General features: G+C 50.0%; 11 protein-coding genes. All 11 read left to right on the top strand.

Features of this window, described 5'->3' with window-relative positions; genetic code table 11:
* Positions 1–8: 8 nt before the first annotated feature.
* The 11 genes from ACFVU8_RS12145 (at position 9) to rpoD (ending at position 12,659) form a co-directional block, all read left to right on the top strand.
* Positions 9–2,264 carry an HD family phosphohydrolase gene (locus ACFVU8_RS12145; RefSeq protein WP_379465823.1) on the top strand — a complete coding sequence of 752 codons (2,256 nt, stop codon included), beginning with the start codon at positions 9–11 and terminating at the stop codon, positions 2,262–2,264.
* Complete coding sequence (ybeY, locus tag ACFVU8_RS12140; RefSeq protein ID WP_379465822.1) at positions 2,261–2,758, top strand: rRNA maturation RNase YbeY; 498 nt, start codon at positions 2,261–2,263, stop codon at positions 2,756–2,758. The genes ACFVU8_RS12145 and ybeY overlap by 4 nt, the downstream gene beginning before the upstream one ends.
* Positions 2,758–3,153: a diacylglycerol kinase gene (locus ACFVU8_RS12135; RefSeq protein ID WP_379465821.1), complete on the top strand. Its 396-nt coding sequence runs from the start codon at positions 2,758–2,760 to the stop codon at positions 3,151–3,153. The genes ybeY and ACFVU8_RS12135 overlap by 1 nt, the downstream gene beginning before the upstream one ends.
* A gap of 382 nt (positions 3,154–3,535) precedes the next feature.
* Positions 3,536–4,432, top strand: a complete 897-nt coding sequence (gene era / locus ACFVU8_RS12130) for a GTPase Era (RefSeq protein ID WP_379465820.1) — start codon at positions 3,536–3,538, stop codon at positions 4,430–4,432.
* 101 nt (positions 4,433–4,533) lie between these two features.
* Entirely contained in the window at positions 4,534–4,677 is a 144-nt protein-coding gene (locus tag ACFVU8_RS12125) for a YqzL family protein (RefSeq protein WP_083205032.1), read from the top strand.
* Positions 4,678–4,713: 36 nt separating this feature from the next.
* Complete coding sequence (gene recO / locus ACFVU8_RS12120) at positions 4,714–5,469, top strand: DNA repair protein RecO (protein ID WP_066364236.1); 756 nt, start codon at positions 4,714–4,716, stop codon at positions 5,467–5,469.
* Between the two features lie 459 nt (positions 5,470–5,928).
* Positions 5,929–6,816: a glycine--tRNA ligase subunit alpha gene (gene glyQ / locus ACFVU8_RS12115; protein WP_379465946.1), complete on the top strand. Its 888-nt coding sequence runs from the start codon at positions 5,929–5,931 to the stop codon at positions 6,814–6,816.
* Positions 6,809–8,884 carry a glycine--tRNA ligase subunit beta gene (gene glyS / locus ACFVU8_RS12110; protein WP_387427559.1) on the top strand — a complete coding sequence of 692 codons (2,076 nt, stop codon included), beginning with the start codon at positions 6,809–6,811 and terminating at the stop codon, positions 8,882–8,884. The genes glyQ and glyS overlap by 8 nt, the downstream gene beginning before the upstream one ends.
* Positions 8,885–9,144: 260 nt before the next feature.
* Positions 9,145–9,624, top strand: a complete 480-nt coding sequence (locus ACFVU8_RS12105; RefSeq protein ID WP_066364233.1) for a YaiI/YqxD family protein — start codon at positions 9,145–9,147, stop codon at positions 9,622–9,624.
* Positions 9,625–9,663: 39 nt separating this feature from the next.
* Positions 9,664–11,484, top strand: coding sequence for a DNA primase (gene dnaG / locus ACFVU8_RS12100; RefSeq protein ID WP_066364231.1), 1,821 nt, complete (start codon positions 9,664–9,666; stop codon positions 11,482–11,484).
* 41 nt (positions 11,485–11,525) lie between these two features.
* Positions 11,526–12,659 carry an RNA polymerase sigma factor RpoD gene (rpoD, locus tag ACFVU8_RS12095; RefSeq protein ID WP_066364230.1) on the top strand — a complete coding sequence of 378 codons (1,134 nt, stop codon included), beginning with the start codon at positions 11,526–11,528 and terminating at the stop codon, positions 12,657–12,659.
* Positions 12,660–12,683 lie beyond the last annotated feature (24 nt).

The following is a 12,683-nucleotide window of genomic DNA, read 5'->3' as shown; positions in this document are numbered from 1 at the left end:
CTGTCTCCATGGATTCAAAGCAACCTACGAAATTAAGCGGATTTGTATACAGCAATAACGGATGGAAGTATAGCGCGGCGACGCGCTATGCTCTTTTCCTGTTGCTCGGAATTGTGTTCTACTTTACTCTGGCACCTGATCTGCTGCCCAAGCGGTACGATATCAAGGAAGGGACCCAGAGTGCAAAGGAAATTACAGCACCCAAGCGAATTCAGGACAACAAAGCTACACTTAAGGCACAGGAGCAAGCTGCTGAGAATGTGGAGCCACGCTATAAGATCATCCCCATGCGGGCCGATAATTCAGTTACCTCATTGCTGGACCGGATTGACCGGCTTAATCAGGATGACCTGATCTCCCAAAGCGATAAAACGGGCATATATCGCGAGGAGATTCCGAAGCGGGCCAGCGATTTTATTCTGAACTTTGTAAGCACAAGTCGTAATAACGGTACATATTCAGATCATCTGCTGGATGAAATGCAATCGGTGATCAAGGATCAGACCTATGTCATTCCGGAAGAGACTTTTATCAAAATCCCGCGGCTGACTTCCCAGGACATCATCGAGATGAAGCCTGTGGCCCGTGATATTGTCAACCGGCTGATGAACGATCAGATTACGGATGCCCAGACCGCAAGAGCCAAGGTGGCGGAACAGGTAAGTATCAGTGCACTCAGCCAGCGTACCGCTCGGGAAGTCGTGCAGGAACTGGTACGTCTCGTCATCACCAGCAACAAATTCTATGATGAGGATACCACTAAGGATGCTGAGGTTCAGGCCCGTGAAAATGCACCGAAGGTGTTCATTGAGCAGGGGGATGTACTGGTTGCCAAAGGACAATTGATCACGCCTGAGCTGTACAAGCTTCTGGACGAGAGCGGCCTTTTGAACAACAAAGTCAACTATTGGCCGCAGCTTGGCCTGTTGATGCTCGCTGCGATGTTGTCTGCAGGTCTGCTGATGTTTATTCGCTATTCCGGCGGCCCATCCAAATTCAAGTACAATAATTCCCAGTTGTTGATGCTGGTTCTGGTCTTTGCAATTACAATCGTATTGATGCGTCTCGCTGCGTTTCTCCAAACGGATATGCGCCCTTATATTGGTTTTCTGGCCCCGGTGGCCATCGGGGCGATGCTGGTGGCGATGCTGCTGGATATGACGCTAGCATACTTCTGCTCGATTCTGTTCGCTATTCTGGCCAGCATTATCCTGAATGTGCAGCAAGATACTATATTTGACTTTACGTTTGGGTTCTTTGCTCTGATCGTGTCTTATGTGGCGATCTTTGCGACTCACCGGGCAGGACAACGCTCCACCTTGCTTAAAGGTGGAATTATGGTATCATTGTTCGGCAGTGTGACGGTCTTTATGCTTACGCTGCTAAGCGGTGGGGTCTTGAAAGAAATGGATACGCTGTATGCGCTCGGGTTTGCTTTTACCGGGGGGCTTCTGACGGCTGTACTGGTCATTGGTTTGATGCCGTTCTTCGAAGCTACCTTTGGTATTCTATCGGCGCTTAAGCTGGTAGAGTTGTCGAATCCTAACCATCCGCTCCTACGAAAGCTGCTCACAGAAACGCCGGGTACCTATCATCACAGTGTAATGGTCGGCAATCTGTCGGAAGCGGCAGCGGAAGCGATTGGTGCCGATGGACTGCTCTGCCGGGTAGGCTCTTATTACCATGATATCGGCAAGACCAAACGGCCGTTTTATTTCATCGAGAATCAGAATAATATGGAGAACCCGCATGACTCTATTGAGCCAATGCTGAGTAAATCCATTATTGTGGCTCATGCCCGGGACGGGGTAGAGATGCTTAAGGAGTACAAGCTTCCGAAGCCGATCCGAGATATTGCCGAGCAGCATCATGGAACAACATTTTTGCATTATTTTTATCATAAGGCGCTGCGTCTTGCCGAAGAGAAGGGGAATGCTCCTGATTTCAACGAAGAGGATTTCCGTTATCCGGGACCCAAAGCCCAGTCGAAGGAATCGGCGGTGGTTGGCATAGCAGACAGTGTGGAAGCTGCTGTTCGTTCCTTGCGCAAACCAACCGTTGAGCAGGTGGAGACGATGATCGAGAAGATCATCAAGAGTCGTCTCGATGACCATCAGTTTGACGAGTGTGATCTCACCATTAAGGAATTAGACATCATTGCGCGCACGTTAAAAGAAACGGTGATGGGCATATTCCACTCCCGGATCGAGTATCCGGAGGAAGCGCGGAAGCCGAAAAAAGAGGAAGGGGCTGTTGGTACATGAGCCTGAGTGTGGTCTGGAATAATGAACAAGAGCAATTTGAAATCAATGACAGTCTCATTGCACTGCTGGAGAGCATCCTGCAAAAAGCAGGGGAGGCTGAAGGCATCAATAGTGGCGAAGTCGATCTGACCTTCGTAGACAATGAGCGGATCCATGAATTGAACCGGGAATACCGTGGCATTGATCGTCCGACGGATGTTCTGTCGTTTGCGATGAATGAATCTGCGGAAGACGAACCGGAAATTATATATGAACTGGAAGAAGGCGAGACGCTGGAGGATGTTCCAGAAGTGCTGGGGGATATTATCATTTCTGTCCCGCGGGCTCAGGAGCAGGCACTGGAGTACGGCCACTCTCTTGAGCGTGAGCTGGGCTTTCTGTTCGTGCACGGCTTTCTGCACCTGTTAGGTTACGATCATCAGGATGAAGCTTCTGAAGCTGAAATGATGTCCAAGCAGGAGCATGTTCTGGCCCAGGTCGGACTGACACGCTAATGGTCAAGAACACGGCAGTAGGGCGCAAAAAGTTCTGGCATTCCTTTCGCTTCGCCGCACAGGGCATCGCTGCGGCATTCAAATCGGAATTGAACATGAAAGTGCACTGCGGTCTGGCTGTGATCGTCATCATCGCTGCAGCGGTATTCCGATTGCCCCCGGGTAACTGGATGCTGCTGCTGCTGGCGATTACGCTGGTGCTAGCCGCTGAGCTGCTGAATACGGCTATAGAAGCGACGATTGATCTGGTCTCGCCGGAGATTCATCCGCTGGCCAAGAAAGCCAAAGATACCGCCGCAGGAGCCGTGCTTCTATCGGCGGTGTTTGCTGTAATCACGGGGATTTATGTGTTTTATCACCCTGTGATAGACTGGATTGCCGAACTTATGTCATAATCAGTGTACCTCAGAACGTCACGATGGTTTCATAGCATATAGATATTGCAGGCGTACCCAGGGGCGGATTTCGCGGTTTGCGATTCCGCCCTCTTTGAGTGGGTATGGATTCTTATGTTTCTTTGCCGGGAATACTAGGGTAGTAAACTTAACGGGGCACTCCTTAAGGAAACGGATGTATGGGGCATGCGAGTGGTACGCGAACTGTTGCAAGATGCCGCCAAAAGGGCAAGCCGATGGCTGGAGGATCTCGCCAAGAGACGGTGCAGCCTAAATTAACGGGAATTATTCCCGTTAATTTAATACCAGAGGGAATGCTCTTGGCTTTGTATAGCCATGTAAATTAAAAGTTAAGATTTTTCATTCAAGGAAGGAAGATTACATGAAGAAGTTTAAATCAGGCTTTGTTGCCATTATCGGAAGACCTAATGTAGGTAAATCGACGCTTATGAATCAGGTGATTGGACAGAAGATCGCCATCATGTCGGACAAGCCACAAACCACCAGAAATAAAATTCACGGGGTATATACGACAAATGAATCCCAGGTCGTGTTCCTGGACACGCCGGGAATTCACAAGAGACAGTCCAAACTGGGCGATTACATGAATCAGACGGCTATGAGCACACTCGGCGAAGTAGAAGCTGTATTGTTCCTGGTCGATGCTGCGGATGGACTGGGCGGAGGCGACCGTTTTATTGCTGAGCAATTAGGGGGACTGAAGACGCCGGTTATTCTTGTGATGAACAAGATTGACAAGATTGAGCCAGAAGCGCTGCTGCCATTGATCACGCAATATCAGAAGCTGCATGACTTTGCCGAGATCGTGCCGATCTCCGCTAAGCTGGGCAACAATGTCAACACGCTGCTGGAGCAGGTGCAAAAGTATCTGCCGGACGGACCACAGTACTATCCGGACGACCAAGTTACGGATCACCCTGAGCAGTTTGTCGTTGCTGAACTCGTACGGGAGAAGATTCTGCACTTGACCCGTGAAGAGGTACCGCATTCCATCGCGGTGGCTATTGAGGATATGCGTGTGGAATCCAACGGTGTGGTACACATCTCAGCTGTTATTTTTGTTGAGCGCGATTCGCAGAAGGGAATCATTATCGGTAAGCAAGGGGCCTTGCTGAAGGAAGTCGGCAAGCGGGCTCGTATGGATATTGAAAACCTGCTGGGTTCGAAGATTTTTCTGGAGCTTTGGGTAAAAGTGAAAAAAGACTGGCGCAATCAGGACCGTGTCCTGCGTGACTTAGGTTTTCATAAAGATCAATAATGACTTCGCCACCTTGGCAGGAATTGCAAGGATAGAACCCGGTACATCGCACATCCTAATTTCGAAGAGACATCGTGTTTCCGAAGAAAGGATGAATACGAATGCGAGATTTTTCGTGGAAGTATTTTGCAATGACTGGAGATGTCGATGCTTATCTGCTGTATAGGGAAGCTGCAGGTTCACTCCCCGAGAGCGGACCTGTAACGGCGGAGGAAGAGCAGGTCTATGATGAAGAAGCGCAATAGGGACTGGTTGCTTGCCGAATGGTTGGGGGAAGAGGCATGCTACACAGGGTGGAAGGGATCGTCATCCGCAGCATGGACTACGGCGAAGGGAACGCGATCATTACGCTTTGCACCGAGAACGCGGGCAAAGTAGGTGTGCTCGTACGCGGTGCCAAGAAGGTCAGAAGCCGCCATGCTGCGCTGATTCAGCTGTTTACAGTTGGAGAATTTGTTTTTTTCAGAAATAACGGAGGACTGGGTACGCTGAACTCGGGGGAGATTACGCAATCTCATCATCCACTGCGTGAAGATCTAATCAAAGCTGCCTACGCTTCCTATGCCTGCGAGCTGCTGGACCGTGTGCTGCATGATGAAGAGACCGGAAGCTTCTGGTTTCGCCAGTTGACAGCCTGCCTGAATGCGCTGGAAGAAGATAAGGAACCCGGTGTGATCATCAATATTTTCGAAATGAAGCTTCTACAGGCAGCAGGATATGCTCCGGAACTGGATGTATGTGTCATATGCGGCTCGCAAAAACCTGATGATCAGCTTTTAATCAGTCCCCGCCTCGGCGGGGTACTGTGCCGTAGCTGCAAGCATCAGGATCCCCCGGCGCTGGCGATTTCACCCCGGGCGCTGAAGCTGCTACGGTTGTTCGCGGCGCTGGATCTGACCCGGCTCGGCAATGTGGATGTGAAGGAAGGTACCCGTCTGGAACTGAAGAAGATCATGCGATCCTTTATGGATGTGCAGCTTGGGCTGCGGCTGAAATCGCAGAACTTTCTGGACCAGCTGGATAAATACGAGATTTGACGAATCCTGAAATTTCCGTTACTATAGTGGCAGTTTACTTTTATTAATTGTGGTCAGCCGTAATGGCTCCATTAAGGAGAACGTGCAGCGATCGGGAAAGTAATGAATAGTATTGCCGCATCAGCGAGCCGGGGGCAGTGGAAGCCTGGCAGGGCAAAGTTCATGAACATGGCACCCGGGAGTACGGAAACGGCACCAAGCGAAAAGTGGATTCGTCACCCTGTTATTGGCAGTTTTAGTACCAGTTATGGGACGGATCAAGTAGGGTGGAACCGCGGGAGAACATGTTAAGCTCTCGTCCCTATGTCTGTATATCAGGCATGGGGGCGGGAGCTTTTTGACCTGTAGCTGGCCGGGAGTCTCCCGGTGCACTGCAAGAATAGAGAAGAGCCGCCTCCAGCGCAAGGCCTAAAGAAGGCATCAGGCATGAAAAAACTTGTAAGCGAAGGAGTCGGTAGCATGAACTTTCAGCAGATGATTTTGACGCTGCAGCAGTTTTGGGCAGCACACAACTGTATTATCGTCCAGCCGTACGATACGGAAAAAGGGGCGGGTACGATGAACCCTATGACCTTTTTGCGTTCACTGGGGCCAGAGCCGTGGAAGGTAGCTTATGTAGAGCCGTCACGTCGTCCTTCCGACGGTCGTTACGGGGAGAACCCTAACCGTTTGTACCAGCATCACCAGTTCCAGGTGATTATTAAGCCATCCCCGGACAATATCCAGGAGATTTATTTGGAGAGTCTGAAGGCGCTTGGCGTAGATCCGCTTCTGCATGACATTCGTTTTGTAGAAGATAACTGGGAGAATCCTTCCCTGGGCTGCGCCGGTCTTGGCTGGGAAGTGTGGCTGGACGGGATGGAAATTACGCAGTTTACGTACTTCCAGCAAGTGGGCGGTATCGAGACCCATCCGGTAGCTGTTGAAATCACTTATGGTATGGAGCGCCTTGCCTCCTATATCCAGGAGAAGGAAAATGTATTCGATCTGGAGTGGGTGGACGGAATCAGCTACGGAGATGTATTCCACCAGCCGGAAGTGGAGCATTCCACATATACCTTTGAAGTTTCCGATGTCAAAATGTTGTTTACACTTTTCAACACGTATGAAGAAGAAGCCCGCAGAGCGATGGAGAACCATCTGGTGTTCCCGGCTTACGACTATGTGTTGAAATGCTCCCATACCTTTAACTTGCTTGATGCACGGGGAGCAATCAGTGTAACGGAGCGGACCGGATTTATTACGAGAGTGCGTAATTTGGCTCGTACGGTGGCCGCAACCTATGTGGAGGAACGCGAGAAGCTGGGCTTCCCGCTGCTGAAGAAAGAAGGTGCTGACCTTGGCTAAAGATATATTGTTCGAGATCGGTCTGGAGGAAGTTCCGGCCCGGTTCATCCGTGCTGCGATGGAGCAGCTTGAAGACAGAATGTCCAAATGGCTGGAGTCTTCGCGTATTTCTCATAGCGGTGTTACTGCCTATGCAACACCTCGTCGTTTGGCTGTTCTGGTGAAAGATGTTGCTGAGAAGCAGACTGATATCAGTGAAGAAGTCAAAGGCCCGTCACGTAAAATTGCCTTGGACGCCAGTGGTGAATGGAGCAAGGCTGCACTTGGTTTTGCCCGTAGTCAAGGCGTATCCCCAGAGCAGTTTACCTTTAAGGAACTGGCTGGTGTTGAATACATTTACGCTACCAAAAGCAGTGCCGGCGTAGAAACATCCACACTGCTGTCACAAGGTCTGTTGGACATCGTTAATGCCATGACGTTCCCGAAAAATATGCGTTGGGGCAGCTACGACTTCAAGTTCGTACGTCCGATCCGCTGGCTGGTTGCCCTGTTCGGCAAGGATATTATTGACTTGGAGATCACGGGTGTCAAAGCCGGCAATAGTAGCCGTGGACATCGTTTCCTTGGAGGCGAGACTGTAATTGCCGAGCCTGCTGCTTATGTGGAGAGCCTGCGTTCACAGCATGTGCTGGCCGATGTGAAGGAACGGGAGAGCCTGATTCTGGATCAGATTCACAAGCTGGCTGCTGAGAAGAACTGGACGATCGCCATCAAAGAAGATTTGCTTGAAGAAGTGCTCTTCCTGGTAGAGACGCCAACGGTTCTGTTCGGCACCTTCGACCCAGCATTCCTGAATATTCCGCAGGACGTACTGATTACTTCGATGCGCGAGCATCAGCGTTACTTCCCTGTGCTTGATACAGAAGGCAAGCTGTTGCCGTTCTTCGTCACTGTCCGTAACGGAAACGCAGAGTCACTGGACGTGATCGCGAAAGGGAACGAGAAAGTGCTTCGCGCCCGCTTGTCCGATGCCAAGTTTTTCTACGAAGAGGATCAGAAGCTGCAAATCAGTGACGCGCTGGCTAAGCTGGAAAATATCGTGTATCACGAAGAAATGGGCAGTATCGGCGATAAAGTCCGTCGGATTCGCAAGATCGCGGACCTGCTGGCAGCCAAGCTGAATCTGCCTGCGGCTACTGCCTCTGAAATTAGCCGTACCGCCGATATTTGCAAATTTGATCTCGTTACCCAAATGGTTTATGAGTTCCCTGAGCTGCAAGGCACCATGGGTGAAGATTATGCACGTAAAGCCGGAGAGACGGAGACAGTTGCCAAGGCTATCTTTGAACACTATCAGCCGCGTTTCGCCGGAGATCAAGTTCCATCGACAGATGCAGGTGCGGTAGTCAGCATTGCGGATAAAATGGATACTATTGTCGGCTGCTTCTCCATCGGCATCATTCCGACCGGTTCCCAGGATCCTTATGCTCTGCGCCGTCAGGCCGCAGGGATTGTGCAGATCGTGCTGGAGCGTCAGCTTCCGATCTCCTTGCAGGATATTTTTGCCGCTGCGACTGAAGTTCATGAAAGTTCACGAAATCTGAAACATTCGGGTGAGGAACTGCGTAATACACTTTACGAGTTCTTTGGTCTACGCGTTAAACGACTGCTGTCCGACAATGTTCGTTATGATGTAGTGGATGCTGTCATTGCTGCTGGTTTTGATGATGTAGTGAATGTAGTTGCGAGAAGCCGGGCATTGATGAATGCGGTCACCGGACAAGAGGATTTCAAGATTACTGTGGATTCCTTGACCCGGGTAAGCAACCTTGCCGCCAAGGCAACGGAAGTCACTATCGATCCTGCGTTGTTGGTTGAGGCAGCAGAGGCTAAGCTGTATGAGACATGGCAGGCTCTGCACACTCCTTATCGTGAAGCTCTTGCAAGCAAGCAAGCCGAAGAAGCGTTGACTATTCTTTCTGGCTTGAAGGATGCCGTCACCGGATTCTTCGATTCCGTCATGGTTATGGCAGAGGATGAGAAGGTGCGCGCTAACCGTCTGGCACTGCTGGCTGGCATTGATGCCGACTCGAAGATTTTCGCTGATTTCGGCAAGCTGGTTTGGTAGACCAAGCCCCTTCCTTAATTCCTGACGATAAAAAAGTTAAGTGTTTTATGGTATAGATTGATGGTTTAGGGTATAAATATACGGAACAGTGCCAAAGCGTCAGCTTGACAACTGTTCCGTATTTATGATTTTGCTAAAATGTCCGCTTACGTTTTATGATTCGAATTATAGATTTTCCAGAGGACAGCAAAGCCGTTTCTTTTTGATAAAGAAGGATTTCATACCAGAAGCGCGTATATATATTACACGGGAAATTGGTGATGAAGATGGAGAAGTCCCCGGGGAGAACAATCGTTGTAGACGGAGATGCTTGTCCGGTCAAAAAAGAAATTGCAGCCGTAGGCCGCTCCTTTGGAATTCCGGTGGTTATGGTTTCTTCCTATGACCATGCGTTGAAGGGCGAAGAAGGAGTAACGGTCGTGCAGGTGGACCGGGGTGATCAGAGTGCCGACCTGTATATTGCCAATCATATCTCCGCAGGTGATGTGGTGCTGACGCAGGATTATGGACTGGCCGCACTGGCGCTGGGCAAACGCTGTAATGTGCTGTCGTTTCGTGGCCAGGACTATAAGGATTCCACCATGGATTTCATGCTGGAAGGCAGGCATGCCAGGGCAGTGGAACGAAGGCGGGGGCATTATTCCAAAGGTCCAAAACCCATCACTGCCGAGGAGAAAAACTTTTTTCAACATAAACTGACAAAACTTTTAACAATTTTGCAGGAGAATGTTCAGCTGTAGCGAATTATATTTATTTGTTAAGAGATGAAGGTGGTTGAAATGGCTAGCGGACAGGGAAGTATCCCGGAAGAGGTCATCGAGAGCGTGCTGGCACGCCATGATATTGTCGATACCGTCGGTAAAGTTGTCCAGTTGACCAAGCGGGGGAAATATTTATGGGGCCTCTGCCCGTTTCATTCGGAGAAAACCCCTTCCTTCACTGTCACTCCAGAGCGTGGAGTATTTCATTGTTTTAGCTGCGGTATGGGCGGAAATGCCATCAAATTCAGGATGGAAATCGAAGGGTTATCCTTCCCCGAGGCAGTTAGAACGATGGCCGAAGAAAGTGACATTCCCCTTCCGGAAGGGAAAAGCGGGCTATTGTCTCCGCCAGACCCCGAACGGGACCGGCTGCTTCAAGCGTATGAATGGTCTGCGAAGTTTTATCATTTTCTGCTGAAGAATACGGAGCACGGCACTGCCGCCATGGAGTATTTAAGATCCCGGAATTTCAGTGATAAAATGATTGATCAGTTTCAGATCGGATATGCGCCGGACCGCTGGGATACGCTCCAGCAATTTTTGGAGAAGCGTCAATTTGATCTCGCCGAGATGGAGCGGGGCGGACTATTGTCCGTCAGAGGCGAGGGTAAAGGTTTCATCGACCGTTTTCGCGGCCGGATTATGTTTCCGATTGCGAGCCGCACAGGCAAGGTGATTGCTTTTGCCGGAAGAATTCTGGGGGATGGCCAGCCGAAGTATCTGAATTCCCCGGACACGAAGCTGTTTAACAAAAGCAGGGTTCTGTACAATCTGCATCAGTCGAAAGCATCCATTCGCAAAACGCGGCAAATCGTTCTGTTAGAAGGATATGGGGATGTCATTTCAGCCTGGGAATCAGGTGTACTGAACGGCGTTGCCACTATGGGGACCTCGCTCACCGAGAATCATGTGGCAATGATGAAAAATCTGGCTGATGAGATTGTGCTGTCGTATGATGGCGACCGGGCGGGACAAGCTGCGGCTATCAAAGCTATTCCCATGCTGGAGGAAGCGGGGTTCCGCGTGAAAGTTGCCGTGCTGCCCAGTGGACTGGACCCGGATGAATTTGTATCCCGTTATGGTGGGGATCGGTTCAGGGAACAGGTGATTGAGTCGGCGGTCTCATCCGTAAAATTTAAGCTTATATATCTGAAAAAAAACCATATACTCCTAGAGGAAGACGGTAAAATTGCTTACGTAAAAGAAGCACTTCAGATTATTGCATCCTTGCATTCCTCCACGGAACGAGAAGTTTATTTGCGGGAAATCGCCTCTGAGCTTGAGCTGTCATATGATAGTTTAAAGCAGGATTGCAATTTACTCCGGGCATCGATGCAAAAAAACATCCCCGAAGGGGATAATAACGATAAAAGGTGGAATAATGGTAGGCATAAAAAAGGGCAAGTGCAGACACCAACGCTGCTACCCGCTTACCATGTCGCGGAACGGCGCCTGTTGTCCTTCATGATTCAGGACCCGGAAGCCGCCACATATGTGGGCGAACGCCTCGGAGAAGATTTCAACATCGATGATCATGCGGCAATTGCCGCTTATCTATACGCCTATTACGCTCAAGGAAAACCACCGGGAATCAGCCGGTTTCTCTCATCTCTTCAGGATGACCGTCTGGAAAAAGCGGCAACTGCTATTTCCATGATGGATACCCCTCCAGACTGGAATACACAGGTGCTGGACGACTACATCCGTGAAGTGCGGAAATACCCCCTGCAGCGCAGGATGGAACAGAAGCGAGAAGAAATGATTCAGGCCGAAAAAACAGGTGACTTTTTGCGTGCGGCACAAATAGCAAGTGAGATTATAGCCCTAGAGAGACAATGAAATGCCTGGCAGGATGTACCTAGGGAGGAGGGAGTCGAATTATGGCGAACGATCAGCATACTGAACTCGAAGCGGAATTTACTTTGGATCAGGTTAAGGATCAACTTATTGAACATGGCAAGAAAAGATCATCACTGAATTACAAAGATATCATGGAGAAATTGTCGCCGTTTGATCAAGACCCCGAGCAAATGGAAGAGTTCTATGAGCAGCTTAGCGATTTGGGGATTGAGGTTGTGAACGAGAATGACGAGGAGGTTACGACTCTTCGGCAAAGTGAGGACAACGAAGGCAGCGATAATGACGACTTCAGCTTCGATGATGATCTGTCATTGCCTCCGGGCATCAAGATCAATGATCCTGTGCGGATGTATTTGAAAGAAATCGGCCGTGTTCCCCTGTTGTCGGCAGATGACGAAGTGGAGCTCGCTATGCGCATCAAGAACGGCGATGAAGAAGCCAAACGCCGTCTTGCAGAAGCGAACCTGCGGCTCGTAGTCAGCATCGCGAAGCGTTATGTAGGCCGTGGCATGCTGTTCCTGGATTTGATTCAGGAAGGTAACATGGGTCTGATCAAAGCGGTGGAGAAGTTCGACCATAATAAAGGATTCAAATTCAGTACGTATGCTACTTGGTGGATTCGTCAGGCGATTACCCGCGCGATTGCGGACCAGGCCAGAACGATTCGTATTCCGGTGCACATGGTTGAAACAATCAATAAGCTGATCCGTGTTTCCCGTCAACTGTTGCAAGAACTTGGACGTGAACCTTCGCCAGAAGAAATTGCAGCAGAGATGGAATTGACAGTAGAAAAGGTCAGAGAAATCATGAAGATTGCTCAAGAGCCGGTATCGCTGGAAACACCGATTGGTGAAGAGGATGATTCCCATCTGGGCGATTTCATTGAGGATCAGGAAGCGTTGGCCCCTGCGGATGCGGCGGCTTACGAATTGCTGAAGGAACAGCTGGAGGATGTGCTGGACACGCTCACCGAGCGTGAAGAGAACGTGCTTCGTCTGCGTTTCGGTCTGGATGATGGCCGGACGAGAACACTGGAGGAGGTTGGTAAGGTCTTCGGCGTAACCCGGGAACGGATTCGTCAGATCGAAGCCAAGGCGCTTAGAAAACTGCGTCATCCTAGCCGCAGTAAACGGCTGAAGGATTTCCTCGAATAGGATGTATGAACTGGACCTTCTGCT

Origin of the sequence: Paenibacillus sp. NPDC058177 (assembly GCF_042883835.1) — a bacterium.
GTDB lineage: Bacteria > Bacillota > Bacilli > Paenibacillales > Paenibacillaceae > Paenibacillus_AQ > Paenibacillus_AQ agri.
This window is presented reverse-complemented; position numbering and strand designations above follow the sequence as displayed.

Bases quoted from the DNA above. Each gene is read 5' to 3' on its own strand.
- ACFVU8_RS12145 (WP_379465823.1), top strand. From the start codon at position 9: ATGGATTCAAAGCAACCTACGAAATTAAGCGGATTTGTATACAGCAAT.
- ybeY (WP_379465822.1), top strand. From the start codon at position 2,261: ATGAGCCTGAGTGTGGTCTGGAATAATGAACAAGAGCAATTTGAAATC.
- ACFVU8_RS12135 (WP_379465821.1), top strand. From the start codon at position 2,758: ATGGTCAAGAACACGGCAGTAGGGCGCAAAAAGTTCTGGCATTCCTTT.
- era (WP_379465820.1), top strand. From the start codon at position 3,536: ATGAAGAAGTTTAAATCAGGCTTTGTTGCCATTATCGGAAGACCTAAT.
- ACFVU8_RS12125 (WP_083205032.1), top strand. From the start codon at position 4,534: ATGCGAGATTTTTCGTGGAAGTATTTTGCAATGACTGGAGATGTCGAT.
- recO (WP_066364236.1), top strand. From the start codon at position 4,714: ATGCTACACAGGGTGGAAGGGATCGTCATCCGCAGCATGGACTACGGC.
- glyQ (WP_379465946.1), top strand. From the start codon at position 5,929: ATGAACTTTCAGCAGATGATTTTGACGCTGCAGCAGTTTTGGGCAGCA.
- ACFVU8_RS12105 (WP_066364233.1), top strand. From the start codon at position 9,145: ATGAAGATGGAGAAGTCCCCGGGGAGAACAATCGTTGTAGACGGAGAT.
- dnaG (WP_066364231.1), top strand. From the start codon at position 9,664: ATGGCTAGCGGACAGGGAAGTATCCCGGAAGAGGTCATCGAGAGCGTG.
- rpoD (WP_066364230.1), top strand. From the start codon at position 11,526: ATGGCGAACGATCAGCATACTGAACTCGAAGCGGAATTTACTTTGGAT.